Consider the following 25,576-nt stretch of genomic DNA (forward strand, 5'->3'; position numbering starts at 1 on the left):
TTAACTTTATGATAATGGAGATTCCTCTTTTTTTGTAAAAAAAATATAGAACCAATGACTTTTTTGAAGTCATCAGTCCTATATATTGTAGAGCCTTAGATTTTTGGTCTAACTTTTGGGGGCCTCTACAGTTCCTCATGAGCGCTGTTTTTCAATCTATTTATTGTTTGATCATCATTTTCATTTCTTGTACTAATTTTTCAATAGATTCAATATTTAATTCATCCATGCGTGCTGGTAAACCTTCGATGATTTCCTTGCAGACCATGGGGTTGGCGTAGTTAGCTGAACCAACTTGGACGGCTGTTGCACCAGCGATAATCATTTCTAAAACATCGTCGATAGTTTCAATCCCACCTACCCCAATAATTGGAATATCTACTACTTGAGCAACTTGACGAACCATCCGTAGAGCTACATATTTCACTGAAGCACCAGATAAACCGCCTGTTACGCCACCTAAAATAGGTTGTCTTGTTTCCAAATCAAATGTTTGACCAGTAATCGTATTAATCATGACGATAGCATCTGCACCTGCAGCTTCTACTGCTTTGGCAATCTCCGTAATGTCCGTTACATTTGGTGTTAATTTTACGTATACAGGTAAGTCGGTTGCCGCTTTCACTTGTCTGGTTAAATCTGCAGCTACTTCTGGATTAGTCCCGAATTGTAGACCACCTAATTTAACATTCGGGCAAGAGATATTTAATTCGATAGCTTTAACATTTTCAGGCTGTGATAATGCTCTTGCAGCTTCCACATAGTCTTCTACAGTTGAACCTGCCACACTTTGGATGATAGGCACATCAAATTGGGCTAAATAGGGTAACTTTTCCGCTAAGACGCCTTCAACACCTGGGTTCTTTAAGCCAACTGAATTTAAAATTCGTTCGCCAGAGTGGAAGTAGCGTGGATCTGGATTCCCTTTTCGCACTTCAACCGTTGTCGATTTATCCACTAGAGCCCCTAAGATACTTAAGTCATATTTGTCCGCGAACCCTTCACCGTAGCCGAAACAGCCTGATGCCGGCATAATTGGATTCTTCAATTCTAAACCTGGTAATTTTACACTTAAACGTGACATAATAGCCTCCTTCAATAAGCTTTACTTTGATTATTTTTGCTCGTAAACAACTTCCCCTTGGAAAACGGTCAAGGCACACATACCGTACACTTCTTCACCGTTGAATGGTGTCACTTGTGATTTTGACAAGTAGTCAGCAGGATCAATTGTATAAGCTTGGTCTAAGTCGAAAACGGCAATATCTGCTGGACTGCCAACTGCGAGTACAGCTGGTGTTAACCCGAAAACTGCTGTCGGGGCAGTTGCCATTTTTTCTAATAAAAATGCTAGCGACATTACACCAGTTTTCACAAAATTTGTGTACATGACTGCGAAGGCCGTTTCAATACCCACAATCCCAAATGGTGAATGCATAAAGCCGTTGGCCTTCTCTTCTAAGGTATGGGGGGCGTGGTCAGTTGCGACCATGTCTAAAGTCCCATCTAATAACCCTTCTAATAATGCTGCTTGATCTTCTTCACCGCGTAAAGGTGGGTTCATCTTGTAAGTTGCGTCATCTGAAGGAATATCTAATTCATTTAAGATTAAGTGATGAGGCGCCACTTCGGCTGTCACATGTACACCGCGCGCTTTACCGTCGCGAATGGCAGCAACAGATGCCTTTGTTGACACATGACAAACGTGGTAATGAACGCCAGTTTCTTCTGCTAAATGGATATCACGAGCGATTTGGCTGGATTCAGTTGCATTCAAGATACCAGGTAACCCTAACTCCTTGTTTTTAATCCCTTCATGCATCACGCCACCGAACAATAGACTTTCGTCTTCCGTATGGGCAACGATTGGCTTACCTACTCGGGCCGCTTCTTTCATAGCTAGATACATAGTACCTGCTGTTTGAACCCCAAACCCATCATTGGTAAAGGCAAAGGCTTCTGGCATATGCTCCATGTCAACTAAGTCATCTGATTTTAGGTTACCTGTAATTGGTGCATATTGTAAGACCTCAACAACTGCATCTTGGTCAATCAATTCTTGGATTGCTGTTAATTTTTCTGGTGTATCAGGTGCTGGATTCAAGTTAGGCATGGCCGCAACGCGAGTAAATCCACCGCGTGCTGCTGCCTGACTACCAGTTAAAATGGTTTCTTTATCTTCAAAACCTGGTTGGCGGAAGTGGACGTGCACATCTGTCAATCCTGGTGTGACTAATTTCCCAGCCACATCAATCACTTGGTCCGTATCCGCAACGTCGAAATCTAATTGTGCGCTAACTGCGACAATCTTTTGGCCGTCAATTTTTAAATGAACATCTACTAGTTGGTTATCTTTTGTAACCTGTTTACCATTTGTGATTATTAAGCTCATCATATCTTCCTTTCAATACCCATTCCAAAATTGCAATACGTGCATAAACCCCGTTTGACATTTGTGACACAATCCGACTCTTCTCGCATTCGATCAATTCATCCGCAATCTCAACATCCCGGTTAACTGGCGCCGGGTGCATGATAATGGCATGGTCTTTCATGGTTTGGAATCGTTCACGCGTTAAACCGAATTGTTCATGATAGTCGGCCTTTTCAAAAGGCTTGTCCCCGTTTGGATGGCGTTCCAATTGAACCCTTAGCATCATCACGACATCTGCCGTTTTTACAGCATCGTCAACTGTCATCCACTCACCATATTTTTCATAACGTTTATCAAAGTATTGGTCTGGACCGGCGAAAATGACATTGGCCCCTAGTTTATTCAACATCATCATATTGGAAACTGCTACCCTTGAGTACAGGATATCACCAATAATAGCGATATTTAAGTCTCTAAAGTCACCAAATTCTTCATAAATGGTCATGATATCTAGTAAAGATTGGGATGGATGCTGACCAGCACCTGAACCCGCGTTTACAACTTGGACATCAAGGTTGACCAGTTGGTCCGGATAGTCAGCGTCAGGATGGCGGATAACCACAACGTCGGCCCCAATTGCTTGCATGGTTAAGACTGAGTCGTATAAAGACTCCCCTTTATTGATTGAAGAAGTCGTCACGTCAAAGTTCATCTGATGCATGCCAATTTTGTGTTCAGCCATCTCAAAACTCATTTTGGTTCGCGTTGAATTTTCAAAGAACATATTGACGATTGTCCGGTCACTCTTAAAACTATCCCGTCCATGTTTAAAGTCAGACGCTCGCCTCACTAACACCATAAATTCTTCGTTGGTAAATTGTTCTACAGATAAGAAATGTCGCATTCATATACCTACTTTCATCGAAAAAAGTGCTTGCAGATTTAAGTCTACAAGCACTTCGCTAGGTGAATACACTGGTTCCACAAAAACCAGTTCACATAGAAAAATCACTTGTAGCCTCTCGGACCCACTTAAAGTAATACACTACGTCTATTTAATTAAAACCTCGTCTTTATCATCTACTTCATTTAAAGCCACAACCACATCTTCTTCGCGAGCAGTTGGGATATTTTTACCGACGAAATCTGCACGGATTGGGAATTCTCTATGTCCACGGTCAACTAAAACTGCTAAGGCAATCTCAGCTGGACGACCTAGGTCAACACAAGCATCTAAAGCAGCACGCGTTGTTCGACCAGTGTATAAAACATCATCCACCAAGATGACCTTTTTACCCGTTAAATCTGTCCCATTTTTTGCCACTTGAATAGCTTCTTCTGCGTCATCACGGTAACCATCGATATTGATTTTTTCGACAGGAATAACACCTTCAATTTCTTCAATTTTAGCAGCAAGACGTTCAGCTAAAGGAACTCCTCTCGTTTCAATCCCAACGAGTACTAAATTATCGATTCCTTTATACCTTTCGATAATTTCATGCGATAAACGTGTTAAAGCGCGGCTAATCTCTTTTTCATTCATAATCACTTTTACCATGGTATGACCTCCATTATTTGCTTAAGTAAGAAAAAAGACTACTTCCCTACTTGCGTGCGCAAAAAGAAGTAGTCTTTCCCCGTTCGGTTAAAAACTAGACGTGTCATGCCTTCTTCGCCTCTCTGGACGCAAGTTAAAGGATCTTATTTATTTTTCATTATTATAACGCAACTAACAAAAAAATCAAGCGTTATTCGATGGGTGCGAGAGCGACGTGGTTTTCACTAACCAAAGTGCCACAAAAGGTGTAGCGTTTCAGCTACACCTTTTGTCAATTATTAGATCGCATTTTCTTCAAATAACATGGCAAATTGTCCTAATGAAATGACATTTGTATCTGTAAAGTAATCCATGAAATTTTGACGTTTGTTTGAAAAGACAACCATCAAACCTAAAAATGGCAGCGTCGTTAAAACCACTTTTCCTAAACCTTCACGAAATAAACATGTCATAAAGGATAATTTGTATTGTTTGTTGGTTACAACTTGAAGGCCTAGTAACCCTTTTCCAAGCGTCTGGCCATTGGTCCAGAATGTTGACAAGGTAAAGTAGGCAATTAAGACGAATTGATCGACTAGGAAAGTCACTGCAGCAGGCAAGGTGCTATAAGCGCCTTGTGTCACTGCATTTAAGACACCAGTAACTAGTAAACGTAAGGCATATACCATCAGTAAATCAATTAAGAAGGCAATTAAACGAATCCAGAAACCACCATATAAATTACGAGCATAGCCTGAAGCAATATCTGCTTCTAGGTTACGGCGATAATTTGAAAAGATTTCTTGCGGTGAAGCTTGCAAAGATTTAATTTTGCGTTCATGACGTTTTTCTTTAAATTCTGTTTCTACTGACCCTTCATAAAGACGTTCATTTAGCTTTGGTAATTCAACACTTTTTTGATTATCCTTAGCTTTTTTACGGCGTTTAAACATCTTATTCACCTCCGTACATGTAATAAAATTGAGGTGTTGAGGTATCTTCTAACACCTCTAAAATTTGCGTCATTTCTTCCGCCGTATTGGTGTCTGATTGACCAGTGAATAAATTTTTCTCAGCTAATAATGACATAAAATCAGTCATCCATGAAGTAGCAGATGTAGGTGTATAGTTCACAACAGTAGCTGTTTCCAGATTTTTATCAGCTCTTAAGGCTGCTAAAGCATCTTCCTCATAGCCAATTTGATCAGCTAAGCCATTTTCCACGGCTTGACTTCCTGAATAAATACGACCATCAGCTAACTTTTTCACGTCATCAGTCGACATACCGCGCCCATTCGCTACGATTTCAACAAAACGGTTGTATTTCTCTTGAATGAAAGCATTTAAGACGTCTTTTTCTTCATTAGAAGCGCCTCTAAATGATGAACCCATATCTTTCAATGCGCCTGATTTATAAGTATCCATAGATAACCCATGCTCTTCCATAAAGCCTGAGAAGTTCGGCACTTGCATGATGACACCAATTGAACCGGTAGTTGTTTCACTATCCGTATAGATTTGGTCACCGACCATTGAAATCATATAACCACCAGAAGCAGCCATTTGCCCCATAGAAACATAAATTGGGATTTCACGGCTTTCTTTTAAGTCAAGTAAGGCATTATATAATTCTGTACTTTCATATACCCCACCACCTGGTGAATTGACGGTTAACAAGAGTGCTTGAACGTCATCATTTTCTTTAATTTCTTCAATAGCATCTAGGATACCTTGGTAATCCATCCCTTCAGAAAAAGCACCCGACCCAGAGTTGTCCGCAATCGTTCCATCGACTGCTAACACCGCCACCTGACGGTTTGCATCCCCTGCTTCAATTATATTTTGCGCGCTTGAAAAAGCATTTGATCCTTCAGAAAGCAAATTATTGACATTAGTTTGGCTAGTCAATTGACTACCAAATGCACCCAGTGCGAGGATAATAACAGCAACAATTGCTAATATCCATGATTTTTTACTCATTAACTTAATCCTCCTCCAAATAAAAAGTAAATATATGTCTAAGTATATTCTACCATATGACATATATATACACTTCAAGTTTCCTGTGAATATAAAAAAATGGCCCTGAGGCCATTTTTTTAACTTAATCAAAATCAATTGTAGTGATTGATAATGATAATTCTTCTAATTGTTGTTCTGATACTTGGCTTGGGGCTTCTGTTAGTGGGTCAAATGCACGACCATTTTTAGGGAAGGCAATCACTTCACGGATGTTTTCTTCACCAGCTAATAACATGACTAAACGGTCTAGACCTAAAGCTAATCCGCCGTGTGGTGGGAAACCATAGTCTAAAGCATTTAATAAAAAGCCAAATTGAGAAGTTGCAGATTCTTCTGTAAAGCCTAAAGCTTTGAACATTTGCATTTGCATGTCTTTTTGGTAGATACGTAATGATCCACCCCCGATTTCGTAACCATTTAAAACGATATCGTAAGCTTGTGCGTATACGTCTTCTGGGTTTTCAGCTAATTTATCCACGTCTTCCTCGTTAGGCATAGTGAATGGGTGGTGCATTGCATTGAATCGTTTTGTATCTTCATCATACTCAAGCAATGGCCAGTTTGTTACCCATAGGAAGTTGAATTGGTTTTTGTCCATTAAGTCTAATTCGCGACCGAATTTCAAGCGGATTTCAGATAATGATTGGTTAACTACAGATTCTTTGTCTGCAACGAATACTAAGACATCACCCGTTTCAGCTTGTAAACGGTCCATCAATGGTGCAGGATTGTCTTTAAAGAATTTACCAATAGGACCTGATAAACCTTCGTCAGTCACTTTGATCCAAGCCACTCCTTTAGCACCGTATGTAGATGCAAATGGTGTTAAGTTGTCCAAGTCTTTACGAGAGTAGTTGTCACCAGCACCTTTGATATTGATGGCTTTAACGATGCCACCTTTTTCAATTGCTTGGTTGAATACTTTGAATTCGTATTGGTCAACGATATCAGATATTTCCACTAATTCTAAACCAAAACGAGTATCTGGTTTGTCGTTACCGTAACGTGCCATTGCATCGTCATAAGTAATGATTGGGAAGTTTTCAGTGATATCAATATTTTTAGTACGTTTCACGACTGTTTTCAACATACCTTCTACTAAATCACGAATTTCTTCTTGTGTTAAGAAAGTTGTTTCTAAGTCGATTTGCGTAAATTCTGGTTGACGGTCTCCACGTAAATCTTCATCACGGAAACAACGAACAACTTGGTAGTAACGATCCATACCAGCAGACATCAACAATTGTTTGAATAATTGTGGTGATTGTGGTAATGCATAGAATTCACCTGGATGTACACGAGATGGTACTAAGTAGTCACGCGCACCCTCTGGCGTAGATTTTGTTAAGTAAGGTGTTTCTACTTCGATAAATTCTTGATCATCTAAGTAACGATGGATTGTTGATACTACTTGATGACGTAATTTCATGTTGTTCGCCATTTTTGGACGACGTAAATCTACGTAACGGTACTTCATACGAATTTCATCGTTTACATCAATGTCATCTTCAACCGGGAATGGTGGTGTTTTTGAAATATTTAAGATTGTTAAATCAGAAACCATGACTTCAATGTCACCAGTTTTAATTTTCGGGTTCGCTAATCCTTCACCACGTAACACAACTTCACCAGTTACTTCAATCACGTATTCAGAACGTAAACGTTCAGCTTCAGCAAATTGGTCCCCTAAGTTTTCAACGTTGAATACAGCTTGAACGATACCTTCGCGGTCGCGTAAGTCAACAAAGATTACCCCACCTAGATCGCGACGTTTTTGAACCCATCCTTTTAATGTTACAGTTTGTCCAACAAATTCGTTAGACACATTTCCACAATACACACTACGTTGCATTATATGCAGCTCCTTTTATTTTAAATCTCTTTTATTTCATTTCTCTATTATAAAAATAATTACTATTGGTTTAATTCCTGGTAAATGCTTGCAAAATCATCCGCAAATTTTTCTAGCGGGTAGGCTGCTTCTTTACCAGAGGCCATATGTTTGATAGTAATTTGGTTATTTTGCAATTCAGACTCCCCAATAGTAACAACCAAGTCTGCACCTAGTTTATTGGCATCTTTAAATTGTTTTTTAGGTTTGGCACCAGAGAAGTTTCGGTCAGCTGAAAAACCAGCGTGACGCACGTGTTGCAAGACTTTCATTGCTGCTTCATCCGTACCGTCTCCTATATTCACCACATAGACGTCAAGTTCATGCATGTCCGGTACTTGGACTTCTTGCGCCTTCATCAATAAGATTAAACGCTCGATTCCTAAACCGAAACCAAAGCCTGGAACAGACTCTTTACCATCTGAAATTTCTTGAACGAGACCATCATAGTTACCCCCACCACAAATTGTTGTTTGGGCACCAAAAACTTTATCTTCAGACATGATTTCAAAGATTGTGTCTTTATAGTAGTCTAAACCACGCACCATATTTGGATCGATTTCAAAATCAATACCAAAGGCTGTCAATAAAGATTGCACTTCATTAAATCGTTTAGTTGATTCTTCAGAAAGGTAATCCAAGATTGATGGCGCGTTGGCCACGATTTCGATATCTTTTTTATCTTTTGAATCCAATACACGTAACGGATTTTTATGTAAACGTGTTTTTGAATCTTCAGATAATTCATCCGTAAACGGTGTTAGGTAGTCAATTAGGGCTTGACGGTATGCAAGACGTGAACTTGTGTCCCCTAATGAATTGATCACTAGTTTGATATGTTGGACATTTAGCGCTTTAAATAAGTCCATAGCTAAAGCAATCGTTTCTACATCTTTGGCAGCATTTGCTTCACCAAACACTTCAACACCGATTTGGTGGAATTGGCGTAAACGGCCGCTTTGTGGTCTTTCATAACGGAACATTGGTCCCATATAATAGACTTTATAAGGCTTCACCTGTTCAGGTGCGTATAATTTATTTTCCACATATGCCCGGACGATTGGTGCCGTCCCCTCAGGTTTCAAGGCAATATGACGGTCACCCTTGTCATAAAAATCATACATTTCTTTAGATACTACATCTGTTGTTTCTCCTACACCGCGGGAAAATAATTCATAACTTTCAAACATGGGTGTACGAATCTCAAAATAACGATATTGGTTTAGAATTCTTCTGGCAGTTTCTTCTATATAATGCCATAGATTCATATCTTCAGGTAAGATGTCTGCAGTCCCTTTTGGTCGTTGAATCACAATACCCCTCCTTTAAAAATAAAAATAAAAATAAAAAAAATCGCCCTTACATTCCAACAATAGGAATATAAGGACGAGTTAACTTCGTGGTACCACCTTAATTTCAACAGCTATGGCTGTTGCTTGCCGCGTAACGTGCGTGACGGAATAGCTTTGCACTATTCTCCTCCAGAGTGTTTGCAAATAAATGACATTGAGCATTCTCACCCGTTAGCTCTCTCTAGAAATGTCGACAATTATTCTTGCTCTTTCATTGGATTATTCGTTCCTTATATTATATCAAAACAAAAAAAGTGTCAAGATAGTATATTTTCTAGTTGTTCATTTATCACAAGAAAGGTAAACTGATTTATATCAATGCCAAATTTTAGCAAAAATATTAACTTTTTCTACCGGAATTTCCGGTGAACTACTGAGGTGTACGCGAATTGACAGATCATTCTGAGAACCACTTCCGAGAAAATAAAGTAGTCTATCTACTCTACCTTATTTTTGTAACAGGGATCGTTGGTTTCTCCTCATTACAATTATATCAATACAACAAAGCATCCTATAAAGAACTATCTACCAATGTTGTCAACCTTCGTGAAGGACCTGGGATCACTTATGATATTAAAGACCAACTTGACGGCAGTAATCCTTATCGAATACTTAGACAAGAAAATAATTGGTACTATGTCTTACTAGATAACAATGAAATAGGTTGGATACCCACTTGGTTAGCTGATAACCAAGATATCGATTCCTCTGATTTCATTGCCACAACCTTAGTGGATGATATTCAAATCTACGAAGAAAATACAGAGGACGCAACAGTCTTAACATCTGCAGAAAAGAATTCAAAATACCAAATCTTACACCAAGCGGATGGTTGGGCTCAAATTCAACTTTCTGGTGAAATTGGTTGGGTGAAACAAACAGCAATCGATGTAACACCAGGAACAATTGCCTACGAGGAAGATACCGAAATCACAGAAGAAGAACAATCAACTTTCGATGAATTTCTATCTGATTACAACTTTACTGTCAAGGCAACTGCTGATGGGGTAAATATTCGTAGCGAAGCCAATAAAGACTCTGAAATCTTAGCTAAGGGTACCTTAAACGAACAGTTTGCCTACCTTGGTCAAGAAAATGAATACTACCATGTACGTTCAGTCGATGGTACTGAGGGGTATATCGTTAACTGGTTATCAGAAAGTGATTCAACTGCCATGGCGGATAAAGCAAAAGCAGCGGAAGCAACCAGTACATTAGCTGGCCGTACCATTGTATTAGACCCAGGTCACGGTGGTATCGATCCAGGTGCTATAACAGACGGTTTATATGAAAAAGAAGTCACCTTACAAACTGCCCTAACCGTTAAGGAAAAACTTGAAGCAGCAGGCGTAAATGTGATTTTAACCCGAGATGATGATTCAGATGTTGCTTTAGCTGATATTCCATATACAGCCAACCAAGCAGACGCTGACCTATTGATTTCCTTCCACTATGATGCAATTGAATCAACAGGTGCATCCGGCACAACAGCTTACTACTACGGCGACGATTCCATCCCAGTAGCCCATGAGATTCAAGCCCAATTAATGGAACAATTACCATTAGAATCTAACGGCGTTAAATTCGGTGACTTCCAGGTTATCCGAGAATTAGCTGGCGAAGGTGTCCTACTAGAACTTGGATACATGTCAACACCAAGTGACGTGGCCATATTCAGTCAAGAAGAATACTGGAACCAAGTTGCCGACGCCATTTACAACGCATTAGTGATTTACTATCAATAATTGATTTTTAGTCACTGCTGCCAAAACAAGAAAAATACCGATTGCCGGAAATTCTCTAGCAATCGGTATTTTTTTATGTTTGGTCTATCTTAATCTTCATGCTAACCTTCATCCGAGTCTAATATGATGATAACTGGACCGTCATTGATGAGTGATACCTGCATATCGGCACCAAATTCACCCTCTGCAACCTTTAACCCATATTCATTACGTAATGTTTCATTTAATAATTGATACATTTTATCGCCGTGGTTTGGTTTGGCAGCATCGATAAATGATGGTCGGTTGCCTTTTTTAGTTCTAGCATAAAGGGTAAATTGCGAAATAGATAATATTGCACCAGACACCTGGTCGATGTTCAGGTTCAACTTATCATCCTCGTCAGCGAAAATCCGCATATTTGCAATCTTTCTAGCCATATATGCCACAGTTTCCGCCGTGTCATCATCATGAACGCCGACTAAAAGTACAAACCCTTTACTAATCTCACCGACAACTTTTTCATCAATGGCAACGTTAGCTTGACTAACTCTTTGCACGATAATTCGCATTCAAACCCTCCAATAAATTTTTCATTACGATCAATTCTTACTTTATTCCTTAGCACGGGCAACCGTATAAACATCCGGAATATTCTTCACCCGGTCGATAATCTTATCCAGTTGATTGACGTTTTGAATGACAAAACGAAGTCTCACTTTGACAGAATTATCGTCATGGTTGACGTTACCATTAATATTGGTAACTGATCCAGCAATCGGCGTGATGATCTGTAACACCTCATTCAAGAAGCCAGACCGGTCTTCACCTTCAACCACAATTTCCACTTCATATTGGTTATCCACATTCTTGCTGGCATCTTCCCACTCAACTGGAATCAAGCGGTCTTGTTCGTTCTCAGGGACTTGCACATTCTTACAGTCTCTGCGGTGGACGGAAACCCCTCTCCCTTTAGTGATATAACCCACAATATCGTCTCCTGGTACAGGATTACAACAATGCGCTAGACGGACTAGGAGTGAATCCAAACCTTCAACAATCACACCCGAACTAGATTTAGACGCTTTCCGTCGTACATGACTAGATTGTTTTTGTGTCTTGCTGAGTTTCTTCTGTTCGCCTGATTCTTTCAGGGTCTCTTCAACAGATTCTCGGTTCTTCTCAGCAGCGCGTAATCGGCGTTCTCGTTCAGTTAACCGGTTAGCGACTGCAGTTGATGATAGTTCACCAAAGCCAATCGCCGCGAACAAGTCTTCTTCAGTCGAAAAGTTGAACCGATCTAGGGTTTTACTGATATCTTCTTTTTTGTAAACATCTTTTAATTTGAAACCTAGATTTTCAAGGGTTTCTTCAAGGGCATGACGACCTTGTTCTACCGCTTGGTCACGGTCTTGCAATTTAAAGAATCGCTTGATTCGGTTGCGGGCCCGCGAGGTTTTCACCAAGTTTACCCAGTCACGCGATGGTCCTGCCGAATTTGGTGATGTCAGAATTTCCACGATGTCCCCATTTTTCAATTGGTAGTTCAGAGGCTCAATCTTGCCGTTGACCTTAGCACCAATCGTCTTATTCCCCACTTCTGAGTGAATTGAGTAGGCGAAGTCTAATGGGTAGGAACCCGCTGGTAATTCGGTCACATCGCCAGTTGGGGTGAATACGTATACATTGTCCTGGAAAATGTCTTCTTTCACGCTTTCCATGAAATCTGTTGCATCTTTAGAGTCGTCCTGCAACTCCGCAATTTGGTTAAACCAATCTAGCTGGGCATCTAATGGCGACGCCTCGACCTTTTCATGGTTACCCATTTTATAAGCCCAATGCGCAGCAACCCCGTACTCAGCAACCTCGTGCATTTCGTAGGTTCTAATTTGCACTTCTACTGGACTTGGCTGGTTACCAACTACGGTCGTATGGATTGACTGGTACATGTTGGCTTTTGGCATGGCAATGTAGTCTTTAAACCGGCCTGGTAATGGCTTCCAGTTGGTATGAACAATCCCAAGTACCGCATAACAGTCACGAACAGATTCCACTAAAACCCGAATAGCTTGTAAATCAAAAATCTGGTCGAACTCCTTACCTTGGTCTTTCATCTTCCGGTAAATAGAATAGATGTGTTTAGGCCGGCCGTAAATTTCAAATTTACCAGTAATAGCGCCCTTTACTTGTGATTCTAATTCATCAATAGTCGTTTGTATAAATTCAGCCCGCTCATCGCGTTTTGAATCTACCAACTGAACAATTGAATAATACGATTCTGGATCTATATAGCGAAGCGCTGTATCTTCTAGTTCCCATTTAATCTGGTTCATACCTAAACGATCAGCTAGAGGAGCATATATTTCTAAGGTTTCTGTAGAAATAATCACTTGCTTCTCTGGCTTATGCCATTTTAGGGTCCGCATATTATGCAAACGGTCGGCTAATTTCACCATGATGACCCGTAAATCGTTGGCCATGGCTAACAACATTTTACGGTGGTTCTCAGCTAATTGCTCTTCATGTGATTTATATTTAAATTTCCCTAATTTAGTGACACCATCTACTAGGGTGGCAATTGTTGGTGAGAAGAAGTAGGCGATATCGTCTAATGAGATACCGGTATCCTCCACAACATCATGCAAGAACCCAGTAATAACTGTATCCGGGTCCATTTTCAATTCAGCTAAAATACTTGCTACTTGAACTGGATGGACAAAGTAAGGCTCGCCTGATTTTCTGATCTGCTCTATATGCGCGCGTTCAGCAAAGTCTGCCGCCTTTTGGACATAGTCCACCTTTGCTTCAGACATGTAGCTAGCACATAGGGCTAAAACTTCTGCTTTTGTATAATTCTTTTTATTTGGCATGTTACCACCTACTTTCCTTGAAATAATTTATATGGTTATCATAAATATTTAGATTGTATATTTCTCCTATTTTACCATATAAATGGACTAGAAACCCTATCAAACCTTTCTTAGTCACCTAATAATTCTGTTGCAAATGATAGACTTGATAATAAATATAAGGGTGCTGTTTCAGTCCGTAAAATCCGTGGCCCTAACCCGCACAAGTGCACATGGTCCAACCCATCGCTAAAGGCGGCAATTTCATCTGGATGAATGCCCCCTTCAGGTCCCGTAATGAAGGCAATTCGGTCTTTTGCTTTTAGTAATCCATATGTCTTTGCCAGAAGGGACGCTTCACCCGACTTGGCAACCTCTTCATAAGCCACACAAACTTGGTCAAATTCGCTTAGTCTTTTTTTCACCATGCTGACACTATGCAAGTCTGCGATAGTTGGGACAAAGGTTCTATGTGATTGCTCAGCAGCCTCCTTGGCAATCTTTTTCAAACGATCAATTTTCTTGCCCGCTTTCTTTTGATCCCATTTCGTAACGGAATACCGCATGGCAACTGGCACAATATGACGGGCCCCTAATTCGGTGGCCTTTTGTACGATTAGATCTAGCTTGTCGCCTTTAGGTAGGCCGACAAATAGTGTGGCATCGACAGGGATTTCTTTAATTTCTTCCCGCAATTCAACTAGGCGAAGGACTGCCTTTTTCCCTTCATCAGAAATAAGTTCGCCGATAAATACCTGTTCAGTTTGGGTGACAACAATGACCTGGTCGCCAATCTGCATCCGCATAACGTTGAGCATATGATGGCCGGCGTCCTTGTCCATCTCAATTTGATCATTTAATTGAGCGGTTTCCTCTTCGATAAAATATCTTTGCATCTTAATCTTGTCCTTTGTGGGCTAAAATACCATACCACTCACCCATGTTCATGACGATCTCAACGGTAAAATCATTGGCCGCTAATAAAGCCAACATATCGTCTTTCTTGTCATGGAAAATCCCTGATAAGACTAATTGTCCGTCTGGCTTAAGGTTGCTGTATGCTTGCGGAATAAGAGGCTCTAGGATTTCAAATAGAATATTGGCTGTGATGATATCCACTTGGGTATCGATGTCATTTAGAATATTGTTTTGAGCTACAGAAATAACGTTTTCTACATCATTTAAAGCGAAATTATTGCGAGTAATATCTAAAATTGACCCGTCATAATCATAAGCAGCAACGTCATTAGCGCCTAATTTCTTCGCAGCAATGGCTAAGACACCAGAACCAGTCCCCACATCAATGACATCTTCACCGCCTGTCATAGCAATTTCCAGTAGACGTAATGCCAGTTTGGTGGTTTCATGCGACCCGGTTCCAAAGGCCATACCTGGATCTAAGAATAAAGTGGTTTTCTTCGGATCAGCTACTTGGTCATCTTTCTCCCAAATTGGGACGATATCCATAAAGCGTGACACGTGGATTGGCTCGTAGTAGGACTGCCAAGCTGTTTCCCAGTCCTTATCTTCTAAGGGACTATAGCGGATATCATGGATGACAATTTGTTGGTCCGCTGATAATTCCTTATTGTAGTTTGTTTGGTAAGTTTTGATTTCAGAGATGATATCTTCAATATCTTTATCAGCTGAAAAGTAACCTAAAACAACCGGGTTAACTTCATAAGTTCCTGGTGCTGGTTGGTCGTTCTTTACTGAACCAAAGCCGTCATCTGACCAGTCGATGTAGTCTTGCTCGTCTTTGATGGACACGCCAGCAGAGTCTAAGCCCCACAAAATTTCGGTTAATAGATTTTCACTTTTATTGTCTGTTTCAATGGTTAACTCATACCAAGTCATTCGTATCATCTCCTAAATATAATAAACTGTCATCATAGCGCTTAATGGCTCTTCTTGTTGTGATCATTTGGTCGACTTCTTCTGCTGGCCATTTCAAATCAACCGCCATTCTTTCCCCTTTAATTAATTCTTTAATTTGCAAGCGGGCTTCATATAAAAGATGGCTAATTTCTTGGGCTAAAATATCTAAGTGCCCTTTTTGAAAGTGTTCAGTGTCTTTTGGTTGAATGATAAAAATCCCGTTCTCTGTTTCATTAACACGGTGGTCAGCTGTAAAAATAAACTTCAATTCTAAGTAATCGATGCCTTCTAAAGGTTGGTTATTTTTGTCTAAAAAAGTGATTTCATCACTGGCAACCACTGGCAGATAAGTTTGTAATACCACCTGTTTGGCTACTGATACATAGGATAAGCGCCAAGGAATATCAATGTGGCTATTCTCTAACGTTTCTTCAAGAAAAGTGTATACGGTGTGCATGTGTTGATTCCTCACTTTCGTCTTTTTTAATTATTATAATATACCCACACGAAAATAACTACCGCGCCAATGTTCTGACGGATTCAATTAAGCTATTGCTTTTTGCTGAATTTGATAGAATCTTAAACTATTATTATATTACATTTATTACAAATAATGAAAGCTGTGCTATAATAGAAGTTAGAAATATAAATGATGAGGTGTTATTTAAATGGCCGATCGTAATTTGACGACAAAAGATATTTTACAGAAAGAATTTAAACCTGCTCTTCGTGGATTCAACACAGAGGAAGTAGACGAATTCTTAGACTTAATCATTCGTGACTATGAGTCATATGAAAAAGAAATTGCCTCACTTAAAAATGAGTTAGAGCGTGCAAAACACTCAACCGGTCTAAGTGAAAGTGGCCGCCAAGCTGCTAACCAACGCTCAAAATCTACAACAGTACCTCAATCAAAAGGGACAACCAACTATGACATTCTACGTCGCTTGTCTAAGTTAGAAAAAGCTGTATTCGGTGGCCAAAACGCCAAAGCCGAAAATACAGTAGATGCTAGTGAAGAGAACAAAGGCGATACGAAAGATCATACTATTATTTTTGAAAATAACTAGTCATTTGATCACTTTCGTGTTATCATTAGGAGTTGTAAATTTCAGGTAATCGCGGGTATATACTTATACCTGAGGAAAGTCCATGCTCGCACAAGCTGAAACGCTTGTAGTGTTCGTGTTTAGCGAAAAAATAAGCTAAAGCATTAATTTGACGGCAACAGAACCCACTAAGGTCTTTGGACTATGTGCTAGTAAGTTTGAAAGTGCCACAGAGACGAGTCAACTATGAAAGTAGTTGAATGGAACGCGGTAAACCCCTCGAGCGAGCAACCCAAACATTGGTAGGGGCGCTCTTTGACTGGAAACAAACGGAATAAGAGACTAATTATTTAGTAGACAGATGATTACCGAACCGGTATTAAACCTGTAATATCGGGGAACAGAACATGGCTTATCGAAATTTACAAACAGGCAAAAGGTTGGATTCTTTTCCAACCTTTTTTTATTGAGATGAAATCATGGTAAAATAGACTTAAATATAAGACGAAGCTTTACCACCCAAAAGGAGTACAATATGACAACATATCCACTTATCGCAACAGCTGCCGCAGGGATTGAAGCCCTAGTCGGTAAAGAATTACGTGACATGGGTTACGAGGTCCAAGTAGAAAACGGCCGTGCCCGCTTTGAAGGCAGTCTTGATGACGTAGCCCGCACAAATATCAACTTACGGACTGCGGACCGTATCAAAATCGTCATGGGCGATTTCAAAGCCATCACCTTCGACCAATTATTTGAATCAACTAAGGCCATCCCTTGGGAAGATATTCTACCAATGGACGCAGAATTCCCAGTATCAGGTAAATCAGTCAATTCAAAATTGCATTCTGTTCCTAACGTGCAAAAAATCGTGAAAAAAGCGATCGTTAACCGTCTAAGCGACCACTACCACCGTCGCGGTATGCTACCTGAAACAGGCGCTAAATACCCTATCGAAGTGAGCATCCACAAGGACGAAGCCTTGATTACTATTGATACGTCTGGCTCTTCCCTATTTAAACGCGGTTACCGTACTGAAAAAGGTGGCGCACCACTTAAAGAAAACATGGCTGCAGCCCTAGTTAAATTAACTAACTGGTTTCCTGACAAGCCATTTTACGATCCAACATGTGGTTCAGGTACCCTAGCCATTGAAGCTGCATTAATCGGGAAAAATATCGCCCCAGGGATTAACCGTGCCTTCATTTCTGAAGAATGGGATATCTTCAATAACCGGGAATATTCAAAAGCCCGTGAAGCGGCTAAGGCGGCTATCCGCCATGATACTCAATTAGATATCATGGGATCAGATATTGACCACCGGATGATTGAAATCGCAAAAGCCAATGCAGAAGCAGCTGGTGTCGGCGATCAAATTGAATTCAAGCAAATGCAATTATCCGACTTTACAACGAATAAAGAATACGGGGTAATCGTAGCCAACCCACCATACGGTGAGCGTTTGAATGACGAAGATTATGTGCATAAGTTATACCGACAAATGGGTGACCTTTACCGTCCAATGAAAACTTGGAGTAAATACATCCTGACCTCTGACTTAGCTTTTGAAGAATACTACGGTGAGAAAGCGACTAAGAAACGTAAATTATACAATGGTGCTATCCGTACTGACCTATTCCAATACTGGGGCGCGCGCAAACCTCGCCCGAAAAAAGTAGACACAGAATAAGTTAATTACAATCATAATAAATAAACCAGGTAAACGGCTTTAACCGCCCGCTACCTGGTTTTTTCGTGTCTGCTATTTTAATTTGTATCCAGATTTGTGCGATTGACGGTCTGAATTGATCCCTTAATTAGCCTACTGTTTGCTTAAGTTCTTGGCCTGGTGCATGGCTTGGCGGGCTAAGTTATCCGCCCCTCTATTGTCCTGATCCGGCACCCATTTTAAATTAAACATGGGAAAATGGTCTAGTTTATTTAAAATGATCTTTAACAAACTTTTATAGGGGTCGCGTTTATGAAATCTCTTATTAACCGCATCAAAGACGATCTTAGAGTCTGTTTGACACAGGATCCACTCACTTTCTAGTCCTTCAGCCTGCAATTTTTCTAATAATAATAGCAAGGCACGAAATTCGGCCTCATGATTGTCCATTTCCCCACTTAAAGGGTATTTCTCTTGTTGCTGTTGCCCGTCATGGACAATGACCATACCAACGCCTGCCGGCCCAAATTGCCCGTCCACTGACCCATCTATGGCTATTTTTAACATCCGATCACCCTTTAATCATCCATTAGATCTTCTTATTCAAAACTCGCAAAGTTCTGCATATATTCATAAAACCAATATTGGTAAATATCTTGTACGACTTGATTGTCAATTGCAAGTGGGTCGCCATTTTCCATTAATTGCCCAATGGCTTCTACCATATCCTCTGGATCAATCTGGTTTAAATCATCGACAAATGGGTACATGACGGTGTATATATCATAAATATTCTCCATCAGATAGGCCACGCGATAGGGTTCGTGGATATAAACTTCCTCCACATAGGAAACCAAATCTAAGAAGTGGCTATTGGTTTCAATCTCAAATAAATCACTGAGTGAAATGGTCGTCGTCTCATCGTAGATATTGGTTAAGGTAATTTCTTGGTCCTCGTGTGGATGGTGGAAAATATAAAGCAAAATATCCGATTGGAAGACAAAATCCCGGTCCCGATTTAATAGATTTAACAATTTATCGATGGATACCTTGTCGCTCAATTCCAGCAGATGGTTGACCTGGGCCTTCTCAAGGATAGTCAAGGGTTTATCTCTAGCCACTAACTGGTCGAATAACTTTTGTAGGCCTTGTAAAACCTCCACATTACTAGCATCATCATCTGAAGTCGCCTCAAATTGGGCCAACTTTTCCATCATTTCTGGCACAATGATAATTTGCATAATGGGTGACATTTGACCATGTTGAGGGAGATTCAATTTAACTTGTCCTTGAATAGCTTTTTGCACAAACTGGTAGAAAGACTTCCAGTCAATTTCTGCCTCGACATCAATTAAATCAGGATTAGCCATTACACCTTCCCCATAAAATTCAATCAATAATGAGAAAATATCCACTAAATCATTTTCTAATTCTTCTTCATATAAAACGCCGATGATATAATTTCTAAAATCAACGACACTCTTTCTTTTCTTACGGGCAATCAGCAATAATTTCAGCGATCCACTCATTTCGCCCGCTTTAATAAGCTGAACCGCTTCTTCAATATCTAATTTAAATGATCGTTCAAAATCATTGTCTTGGTTTCTCATTATACGTCCTCTTAAATCTTATTTTCCGTTGGAAATGCAGGCTGTAAACGCCCTTCCTTCTAAGCTTATCTTATCACAATATCATATCCATGAATATTTTTATCCAATAATTTAAAAAAAGAAGGTGCGACCTTAGGCCACACCTTCCTTCAAAAGTGGTCATTATTTTCAAACTGTCAGTTGATTAGAATTGATTAAAGCGTGCTTCTTTGGCAGCGATTAAATCTGCTTTTGACATAGCCAATTGCTGGTCAATTTCTTTCAAGACCATTTCTTTAATCAATTGTGCTTGAACATCGTGATCTAAGGCCTTTTTCCCGTAATGCTCTGGGATAATTTGATCAATGACCTTAAAATCCAACAAGTCAGGCGCCGTGAATTTCATATATTCAGCAGCTTCTGGTACACGACTGGGGTCTTTCCATAAAATCGTTGCAAACCCTTCTGGCGATAAGACTGAATACATGGCATTCTCCATCATCCACACCTTATTTGAGACAGCCAAGGCTAACGCCCCACCAGACCCACCTTCACCCATTAAAATCGTGATAGTTGGTACAGTTAAACCAGCCATTGTTTGCATGGATTCAGCGATTGCTTGTCCAATCCCCCGGTCTTCTGCTTCAACGTCACAGAAGGCGCCTGAAGTATTGACAATGGTAATTACTGGACGGTTGAACTTTTCTGCTTGTTCAAACAAACGAATGGCTTTACGATAACCCTCAGCATGAGGCGATCCAAAGTTACGCTTGATATTTTCTTGAACTGTGTGACCTTTTTCAGTACCAACAATTGTAACTGCGTGGCCATTAATTTGTCCAACACCACCAACAATCGCGCCGTCGTCACCATAACGACGGTCACCATGCATCTCAAAAAAGACGTCACAGATTTTCTTAGCCAATTCAGACGTTGTTAATCGGTTGATATCACGAGAAGCTGTTACCACGTCTGCAGGAATCTTTTGGGTAATTTTCGCATTAGGTTGCTCAACGGTTTTTAATAATTGTTTCATACTAACGCTCAAATCGAGCACCTCCTTTAGCGGCACCGTGCATTTGTAATAGTTCAGCAATCACGATTTTTTGCCGCCAACGTTCAACGATCATATCGATAAAACCGTGTTGCAGTTGGTGTTCTGCCGTTTGGAATCCTTCAGGCAATTGTTGCCTAATCGTCTGTTCAATTACCCGTTTACCAGCGAAACCAATTAAGGCCCCTGGTTCAGCAATGGTAATATCCCCTTCCATAGCAAATGATGCCGTTACACCACCCGTTGTTGGGTCAGTTAATACTGGAATATATAATAAACCGGCCTTAGAATGATTTTGAACAGCGATGGAAATCTTAGCCATTTGCATTAAAGACAGTGTACCTTCTTGCATCCGGGCACCACCAGAAGCCGTAAACAAGACGACTGGCAACTGGTGTTCAGTTGCATAATTGAACAAGTTTTTAATTTTTTCACCTAAACCAGTTCCCATAGACCCCATCATGAAAAATGAGTCCATCACGCCGATGGCAGTACGGTAGCCAAATATCTCGCCCACACCAGTTACGACAGCTTCGTCTAAACCAGTTGTAGCACGGGCTTGTTCTTTCTTTTCTAAATACTTTGGAAAATCAAGAGGATTTTCATTACGATTATCTTTTAGTTGGAACATCTCAACAAAAGTCCCTTTATCCACAACGTTTGCTAACCGCTCACTAGATGAAATCCTAAAGTGGTATTGACAATGCGGACAGATTTTTTCAGCACCCAAGTCATCCGTTAAAATTGTTTGGTGACATTGCGGGCACTTTTGCCACATGCCATCTGGCACAAAGGCTTGGTTATTGGGATCTGTAGGCAAGCTCGATTTCGCTTGATCTTCCTCTGGCATAGGAATATATGCTTTTCTGCGTTTTAATGCCATAATTCATCTACTTTCTTTCGTGCTCATTTATGCTTGATGACTCTTAGCCCATTCAGGTAAGAAGGTAGCCTCTAAGTAATCATTTGTATAATTCCCTTTTACAAAGGCCTCATCAAATAATAGGTCGTACTGGAATTGTTGGTTTGTCGCAACACCCTTAATGGTCATTTCTGATACCGCACGTAACATACGGTTGATGGCTTGCGGTCGATTATCGCCATGCGTAATCAGTTTCGCTACCATAGAATCATAGTAAGGTGGCAACTTGTAGCCGGCATAAATACCAGAATCCACACGAATACCTAAACCACCCGCTGGAAAATGTGCAAAATCAAATGTTCCTGAAGATGGCATAAAGTTTTTCTCTGGCATTTCCGCATTGATCCGGCACTCCAAGGCATGACCAGTAAAGGTAATATCTTTTTGTTCGTAGGCTAAAGGTAAGCCAGAAGCAATGCGTAGCTGTTGAGCCACAATATCAACGCCCGTGACCATCTCCGTTATTGGATGTTCAACCTGAATACGCGTATTCATCTCCATGAAATAGTAATTTTGGTTTGCATCCACTAAAAACTCAATAGTACCAGCAGATTCATAATTTAATTGCTCAGCCGCACGAATCGCTGCTTGGGTAACTTGGGCCCGCGTCTTTTCAGTAATAAAGGGGCTTGGCGTTTCTTCAATCACCTTTTGATGGTTTCGTTGCATTGAACACTCACGTTCACCTAAATGGATGACATTACCGAATTTATCCCCTAAGATTTGAACCTCGATATGGTGGGCCGGGAAAATAACTTTCTCCATGTATAAACGGTCATCACCAAAAGCATTTTTCGCTTCCCGTGATGCTTCATAGTAAGCATCTTGGAAGTGGCTTTCCTCATGTACCATTCGCATCCCTTTACCACCACCACCAGAAGTAGCTTTCAGTAATACAGGGTAACCAACTTTTTTGGCAATCTCCACGCCAGCTTCTGGACTTTCCAGGATACCATCAGAACCTGGTACAGTTTGTACTTTGGCTGCATTCATGGTATCTCTAGCATTTTGCTTGTCACCCATCAAGTCAATTACCTCTGGGCTTGGCCCGATAAACTCGATATTCATTTCCGCACATAATTTAGCAAATTTGCTATTTTCTGCTAAGAAACCAAAACCCGGATGGATAGCTTGCACGTTCGTCACAACAGCTGCAGAAAGGATAGCTTGCATATTCAAATAAGAATCGACTGATTTTGGCCCTCCGATGCAGACTGCTTCATCAGCCAATTTCACATGTAGGGCGTCCTTATCAGCGGTTGAATACACAGCCACTGTTTCGATTCCCAATTCAATACATGTACGAATAATGCGGACGGCAATTTCGCCCCTATTCGCTATTAATACTTTATTAATCATCAAATACCTCGTATTCTATGCCGTTCGCCCTATTTCAGGCTGGACCAGCAAACTAATCGACTTTATCTACGTTAGAAATGATAAAGGTCATTTCAGCTTCTGAACAAACCTCGCCGTATTCATTACGGATTGTCCCTTTACCGATACCCATACGTTTCTTCAATTTCACAATTTCAACTGTGATTTCAAGTACGTCACCAGGTACAACGTTTTTACGGAATTTCACGTTGTTTAAGCCAGCTAAATAAGCGATTTTATTTTTAAAGTCTGGTTGAGACAATAATGGAATTGAGCCCACTTGTGCCATTGTTTCCACTTGTAAAACACCCGGCATAACAGGGTTTCCTGGGAAGTGACCAACGAAGAATTCTTCGTTAATCGTCACGTTTTTACGGGCAACAACTTTTTCACCAGGGATAATTTCATCCACGCGATCCACAAATGAAATTGGGAAACGGTTAGGGATAATTTCTTGCACCTGCATTGCTGTTAAAACAGGTTCTTTACGTTCTGCATATTCAGTCATTTTTTAATACTCCTTAAGTATAATTATTCGCTAACTTCAAATAATGGTTGGCCGAATTCAACAACTTGGCCGTCTTCAACTAAAACGTTCACGACTGTTCCAGAAATATCAGCTGGAATTTCGTTCATTACTTTCATCGCTTCAACGATACAAACAGTTTCGCCTGCTTCAACGCTGTCGCCCACTTTTTTGAAGGCTGGTTGATCAGGGTTCTTGGCTAGATAGACAACACCAACTAAAGGACTGTCTATCGTTTTGCCAGTTGGCGCGGCCGGTGCACTAGGCGCTGCTTCTTCTGTGGCAGGCGCTGTGGTTTCTTGACCAGTCGTCTCTTGGGCTACTCCAGTTGTTGTAGCTTCTGTGTTCGTGATAGCTTGTTGATTAGCGCTTGTGTTTTTAGTGTTTTCAGTTTGTGTTTGGCGTTCTTTAATTTTTGAAATATATAAAGAATCCGCTTGTGTTTGGAATGAAAACTCTTGAATCGTAGAAGAATCAATTTGGCTGATTAAATCTTTAATTTCTTCGTGTTTCAACCCTTATTCACCAACCTTTTTAAAAGCAATAACTGTGTTGTGTCCACCAAAACCTAAAGTGTTGCTGACAACAACATTTACTTCTTGTTCGCGTCCAACATTTGGTACGATATCTAAATCACATAATGGATCTGGATTCTTGTAGCCTAGTGTAGCTGGAATAAATGAGTCTTGGATAGCCATGATACTTGCGATCGCTTCAACCGCACCAGCAGCACCTAGTAAGTGCCCAACTGATGATTTTGTAGAAGAAACTGGAATTTTATAAGCCAATTCTTCACCAAAGGCACGTTTAATCGCAACTGTTTCAGAAGAATCATTTGCTGGGGTACTTGTACCATGGGCATTGATGTATGAAACTTCTTCTTTAGCGATGTTACCTTCTTCTAAAGCGTATAACATCGCTTTCGCTGCACCAGAACCATCTTCCGATGGCGCAGTTAAGTGGTAAGCATCTGAAGTAGAACCATATCCACCGATTTCAGCATAGATTTTAGCGCCACGAGCTTGCGCTGATTCTAAAGATTCTAATACCAAGATACCAGCACCTTCACCCATTACAAAACCATTACGGTCTTTATCGAATGGGATTGAAGCGCGGTCTGGATCAGTTGAATCACTTGTCGCCGTCAGGTTGTCAAAACCTCCTAAACCGATTTCGTTAATCGCACCTTCAGCACCGCCAGCAATCATGATATCTGCATAACCATGTTTGATATAACGGAAAGCTTCCCCAATTGCATTGTTAGCAGATGCACATGCTGTAACCATTGTTAAAGCTGGCCCTTTTAAGCCAAAGTGCATTGAGATGTTGGCAGCACCCATATTAGAGATAGAAACAGGTACGAATAAAGGATTCACACGTTTGATCCCTTTATCTTGCATTTTTAATACACCTTTTTCGATTTCTTGAATACCACCGATACCAGTACCTAGATAAACCCCGATACGATCAACGTCAGCATTTTCTACGTCTAGATTTGCGTCTGCAACAGCTTCGACGGCTGCAGCTACAGCGTACTGACTATATAGATCCATACGTTTCGCTTCTTTACGGTCCATGAAATCTTTTGGATTAAAGTCTTTTACTTCAGCAACTAATTTCGCGTTTAAGTCTTTGGCATCAAATTTTGTGATTGGTCCAAAACCATGCTCTCCAGCTTTTAAATTGGTCCAAAATGTTTTTGCGTCATTTCCGATAGGTGTAATAGCACCCATACCTGTTACGACTACTCTGTTTGTCATATT

The 25,576-nt window shown here is 40.4% G+C and carries 24 protein-coding genes and 1 other RNA gene; 4 read left to right on the forward strand and 21 right to left on the reverse strand.

From position 1 onward, the window contains the following. Positions 1 to 160: 160 nt before the first annotated feature. From ACFW0C_RS04920 to hisS, 8 genes are all read right to left on the reverse strand, one after another. On the reverse strand, positions 161 to 1,084 hold the full coding sequence (locus ACFW0C_RS04920) for a dihydroorotate dehydrogenase (RefSeq protein ID WP_378105902.1): 924 nt from the start codon (positions 1,082 to 1,084) through the stop codon (positions 161 to 163). Between the two features lie 30 nt (positions 1,085 to 1,114). Then, positions 1,115 to 2,392: a dihydroorotase gene (locus ACFW0C_RS04925; RefSeq protein ID WP_378106128.1), complete on the reverse strand. Its 1,278-nt coding sequence runs from the start codon at positions 2,390 to 2,392 to the stop codon at positions 1,115 to 1,117. Continuing rightward, positions 2,367 to 3,278, reverse strand: coding sequence for an aspartate carbamoyltransferase catalytic subunit (locus ACFW0C_RS04930; RefSeq protein WP_378105904.1), 912 nt, complete (start codon positions 3,276 to 3,278; stop codon positions 2,367 to 2,369). Before ACFW0C_RS04930 ends, ACFW0C_RS04925 begins: the two co-directional genes overlap by 26 nt. 147 nt (positions 3,279 to 3,425) lie before the next feature. Then, a complete protein-coding gene (gene pyrR / locus ACFW0C_RS04935) occupies positions 3,426 to 3,932 on the reverse strand; it encodes a bifunctional pyr operon transcriptional regulator/uracil phosphoribosyltransferase PyrR (protein ID WP_290490206.1) in 507 nt (168 codons plus the stop codon). 278 nt (positions 3,933 to 4,210) lie between these two features. Continuing rightward, on the reverse strand, positions 4,211 to 4,864 hold the full coding sequence (locus ACFW0C_RS04940; protein WP_378105905.1) for an RDD family protein: 654 nt from the start codon (positions 4,862 to 4,864) through the stop codon (positions 4,211 to 4,213). 1 nt (position 4,865) lies between these two features. Further along, positions 4,866 to 5,891: a signal peptide peptidase SppA gene (gene sppA, locus ACFW0C_RS04945; RefSeq protein WP_378105906.1), complete on the reverse strand. Its 1,026-nt coding sequence runs from the start codon at positions 5,889 to 5,891 to the stop codon at positions 4,866 to 4,868. A gap of 124 nt (positions 5,892 to 6,015) precedes the next feature. Then, positions 6,016 to 7,788, reverse strand: a complete 1,773-nt coding sequence (gene aspS / locus ACFW0C_RS04950; protein ID WP_378106130.1) for an aspartate--tRNA ligase — start codon at positions 7,786 to 7,788, stop codon at positions 6,016 to 6,018. A 59-nt stretch (positions 7,789 to 7,847) separates the two neighbouring features. Next, positions 7,848 to 9,140 carry a histidine--tRNA ligase gene (hisS, locus tag ACFW0C_RS04955; protein ID WP_378106132.1) on the reverse strand — a complete coding sequence of 431 codons (1,293 nt, stop codon included), beginning with the start codon at positions 9,138 to 9,140 and terminating at the stop codon, positions 7,848 to 7,850. A gap of 425 nt (positions 9,141 to 9,565) precedes the next feature. On the opposite strand from hisS, the gene ACFW0C_RS04960 reads away from it, so the two are divergent. Beyond that, a complete protein-coding gene (locus ACFW0C_RS04960; protein ID WP_378105908.1) occupies positions 9,566 to 10,921 on the forward strand; it encodes an N-acetylmuramoyl-L-alanine amidase in 1,356 nt (451 codons plus the stop codon). Between the two features lie 101 nt (positions 10,922 to 11,022). Here the strand turns inward: ACFW0C_RS04960 and dtd are convergent, their stop codons facing one another. From dtd to ACFW0C_RS04985, 5 genes are all read right to left on the reverse strand, one after another. Beyond that, entirely contained in the window at positions 11,023 to 11,472 is a 450-nt protein-coding gene (gene dtd, locus ACFW0C_RS04965; protein WP_378105910.1) for a D-aminoacyl-tRNA deacylase, read from the reverse strand. A 42-nt stretch (positions 11,473 to 11,514) separates the two neighbouring features. After that, the gene (locus ACFW0C_RS04970; RefSeq protein WP_378105911.1) at positions 11,515 to 13,770 is read right to left on the reverse strand and encodes a RelA/SpoT family protein; all 2,256 of its coding nucleotides are present in this window, start codon (positions 13,768 to 13,770) and stop codon (positions 11,515 to 11,517) included. Positions 13,771 to 13,880: 110 nt separating this feature from the next. After that, entirely contained in the window at positions 13,881 to 14,645 is a 765-nt protein-coding gene (locus ACFW0C_RS04975; RefSeq protein WP_378105913.1) for a 16S rRNA (uracil(1498)-N(3))-methyltransferase, read from the reverse strand. A gap of 1 nt (position 14,646) precedes the next feature. Then, positions 14,647 to 15,606, reverse strand: a complete 960-nt coding sequence (prmA, locus tag ACFW0C_RS04980; RefSeq protein WP_378105915.1) for a 50S ribosomal protein L11 methyltransferase — start codon at positions 15,604 to 15,606, stop codon at positions 14,647 to 14,649. Further along, a complete protein-coding gene (locus ACFW0C_RS04985; protein WP_378105918.1) occupies positions 15,593 to 16,084 on the reverse strand; it encodes a hypothetical protein in 492 nt (163 codons plus the stop codon). Before ACFW0C_RS04985 ends, prmA begins: the two co-directional genes overlap by 14 nt. Positions 16,085 to 16,295: 211 nt before the next feature. On the opposite strand from ACFW0C_RS04985, the gene gpsB reads away from it, so the two are divergent. From gpsB to ACFW0C_RS05000, 3 genes are all read left to right on the forward strand, one after another. Continuing rightward, entirely contained in the window at positions 16,296 to 16,697 is a 402-nt protein-coding gene (gene gpsB, locus ACFW0C_RS04990) for a cell division regulator GpsB (RefSeq protein ID WP_003142755.1), read from the forward strand. Positions 16,698 to 16,734: 37 nt separating this feature from the next. After that, an RNA gene (gene rnpB / locus ACFW0C_RS04995) (RNase P RNA component class B) lies at positions 16,735 to 17,096 on the forward strand. 115 nt (positions 17,097 to 17,211) lie between these two features. Next, a complete protein-coding gene (locus tag ACFW0C_RS05000; protein ID WP_378105920.1) occupies positions 17,212 to 18,366 on the forward strand; it encodes a class I SAM-dependent RNA methyltransferase in 1,155 nt (384 codons plus the stop codon). A gap of 132 nt (positions 18,367 to 18,498) precedes the next feature. Here ACFW0C_RS05000 and ACFW0C_RS05005 read toward each other — a convergent pair whose 3' ends face one another. The 8 genes from ACFW0C_RS05005 to fabF all read right to left on the reverse strand — a co-directional run bounded on the left by ACFW0C_RS05005 (position 18,499) and on the right by fabF (position 25,573). After that, positions 18,499 to 18,912, reverse strand: coding sequence for a ribonuclease HI family protein (locus ACFW0C_RS05005; RefSeq protein WP_378105921.1), 414 nt, complete (start codon positions 18,910 to 18,912; stop codon positions 18,499 to 18,501). Positions 18,913 to 18,944: 32 nt separating this feature from the next. Then, complete coding sequence (locus tag ACFW0C_RS05010; RefSeq protein ID WP_378105923.1) at positions 18,945 to 19,955, reverse strand: hypothetical protein; 1,011 nt, start codon at positions 19,953 to 19,955, stop codon at positions 18,945 to 18,947. A 184-nt stretch (positions 19,956 to 20,139) separates the two neighbouring features. Beyond that, positions 20,140 to 20,970 carry a carboxyltransferase subunit alpha gene (gene accA, locus ACFW0C_RS05015; protein WP_378106134.1) on the reverse strand — a complete coding sequence of 277 codons (831 nt, stop codon included), beginning with the start codon at positions 20,968 to 20,970 and terminating at the stop codon, positions 20,140 to 20,142. Position 20,971: 1 nt separating this feature from the next. Then, on the reverse strand, positions 20,972 to 21,871 hold the full coding sequence (gene accD / locus ACFW0C_RS05020) for an acetyl-CoA carboxylase, carboxyltransferase subunit beta (RefSeq protein WP_378105926.1): 900 nt from the start codon (positions 21,869 to 21,871) through the stop codon (positions 20,972 to 20,974). A gap of 27 nt (positions 21,872 to 21,898) precedes the next feature. Next, positions 21,899 to 23,269: an acetyl-CoA carboxylase biotin carboxylase subunit gene (gene accC, locus ACFW0C_RS05025; protein ID WP_378105928.1), complete on the reverse strand. Its 1,371-nt coding sequence runs from the start codon at positions 23,267 to 23,269 to the stop codon at positions 21,899 to 21,901. A 52-nt stretch (positions 23,270 to 23,321) separates the two neighbouring features. Continuing rightward, the gene (fabZ, locus tag ACFW0C_RS05030) at positions 23,322 to 23,795 is read right to left on the reverse strand and encodes a 3-hydroxyacyl-ACP dehydratase FabZ (RefSeq protein WP_003142766.1); all 474 of its coding nucleotides are present in this window, start codon (positions 23,793 to 23,795) and stop codon (positions 23,322 to 23,324) included. 23 nt (positions 23,796 to 23,818) lie between these two features. Beyond that, positions 23,819 to 24,328 carry an acetyl-CoA carboxylase biotin carboxyl carrier protein gene (gene accB, locus ACFW0C_RS05035; protein WP_378105929.1) on the reverse strand — a complete coding sequence of 170 codons (510 nt, stop codon included), beginning with the start codon at positions 24,326 to 24,328 and terminating at the stop codon, positions 23,819 to 23,821. Positions 24,329 to 24,331: 3 nt separating this feature from the next. Continuing rightward, positions 24,332 to 25,573, reverse strand: a complete 1,242-nt coding sequence (gene fabF, locus ACFW0C_RS05040) for a beta-ketoacyl-ACP synthase II (protein WP_378105931.1) — start codon at positions 25,571 to 25,573, stop codon at positions 24,332 to 24,334. Positions 25,574 to 25,576: the final 3 nt, after the last annotated feature.

The sequence above is a fragment of the Aerococcus sp. NPDC058936 genome (assembly GCF_042741995.1).
GTDB lineage: Bacteria > Bacillota > Bacilli > Lactobacillales > Aerococcaceae > Aerococcus.

Bases quoted from the DNA above. Each gene is read 5' to 3' on its own strand.
- ACFW0C_RS04920 (WP_378105902.1), bottom strand. From the start codon at position 1,084: ATGTCACGTTTAAGTGTAAAATTACCAGGTTTAGAATTGAAGAATCCA.
- ACFW0C_RS04925 (WP_378106128.1), bottom strand. From the start codon at position 2,392: ATGAGCTTAATAATCACAAATGGTAAACAGGTTACAAAAGATAACCAA.
- ACFW0C_RS04930 (WP_378105904.1), bottom strand. From the start codon at position 3,278: ATGCGACATTTCTTATCTGTAGAACAATTTACCAACGAAGAATTTATG.
- pyrR (WP_290490206.1), bottom strand. From the start codon at position 3,932: ATGGTAAAAGTGATTATGAATGAAAAAGAGATTAGCCGCGCTTTAACA.
- ACFW0C_RS04940 (WP_378105905.1), bottom strand. From the start codon at position 4,864: ATGTTTAAACGCCGTAAAAAAGCTAAGGATAATCAAAAAAGTGTTGAA.
- sppA (WP_378105906.1), bottom strand. From the start codon at position 5,891: ATGAGTAAAAAATCATGGATATTAGCAATTGTTGCTGTTATTATCCTC.
- dtd (WP_378105910.1), bottom strand. From the start codon at position 11,472: ATGCGAATTATCGTGCAAAGAGTTAGTCAAGCTAACGTTGCCATTGAT.
- ACFW0C_RS04970 (WP_378105911.1), bottom strand. From the start codon at position 13,770: ATGCCAAATAAAAAGAATTATACAAAAGCAGAAGTTTTAGCCCTATGT.
- ACFW0C_RS04975 (WP_378105913.1), bottom strand. From the start codon at position 14,645: ATGCAAAGATATTTTATCGAAGAGGAAACCGCTCAATTAAATGATCAA.
- prmA (WP_378105915.1), bottom strand. From the start codon at position 15,606: ATGACTTGGTATGAGTTAACCATTGAAACAGACAATAAAAGTGAAAAT.
- ACFW0C_RS04985 (WP_378105918.1), bottom strand. From the start codon at position 16,084: ATGCACACCGTATACACTTTTCTTGAAGAAACGTTAGAGAATAGCCAC.
- gpsB (WP_003142755.1), top strand. From the start codon at position 16,296: ATGGCCGATCGTAATTTGACGACAAAAGATATTTTACAGAAAGAATTT.
- ACFW0C_RS05000 (WP_378105920.1), top strand. From the start codon at position 17,212: ATGACAACATATCCACTTATCGCAACAGCTGCCGCAGGGATTGAAGCC.
- ACFW0C_RS05005 (WP_378105921.1), bottom strand. From the start codon at position 18,912: ATGTTAAAAATAGCCATAGATGGGTCAGTGGACGGGCAATTTGGGCCG.
- ACFW0C_RS05010 (WP_378105923.1), bottom strand. From the start codon at position 19,955: ATGAGAAACCAAGACAATGATTTTGAACGATCATTTAAATTAGATATT.
- accA (WP_378106134.1), bottom strand. From the start codon at position 20,970: ATGAAACAATTATTAAAAACCGTTGAGCAACCTAATGCGAAAATTACC.
- accD (WP_378105926.1), bottom strand. From the start codon at position 21,871: ATGGCATTAAAACGCAGAAAAGCATATATTCCTATGCCAGAGGAAGAT.
- accC (WP_378105928.1), bottom strand. From the start codon at position 23,269: ATGATTAATAAAGTATTAATAGCGAATAGGGGCGAAATTGCCGTCCGC.
- fabZ (WP_003142766.1), bottom strand. From the start codon at position 23,795: ATGACTGAATATGCAGAACGTAAAGAACCTGTTTTAACAGCAATGCAG.
- fabF (WP_378105931.1), bottom strand. From the start codon at position 25,573: ATGACAAACAGAGTAGTCGTAACAGGTATGGGTGCTATTACACCTATC.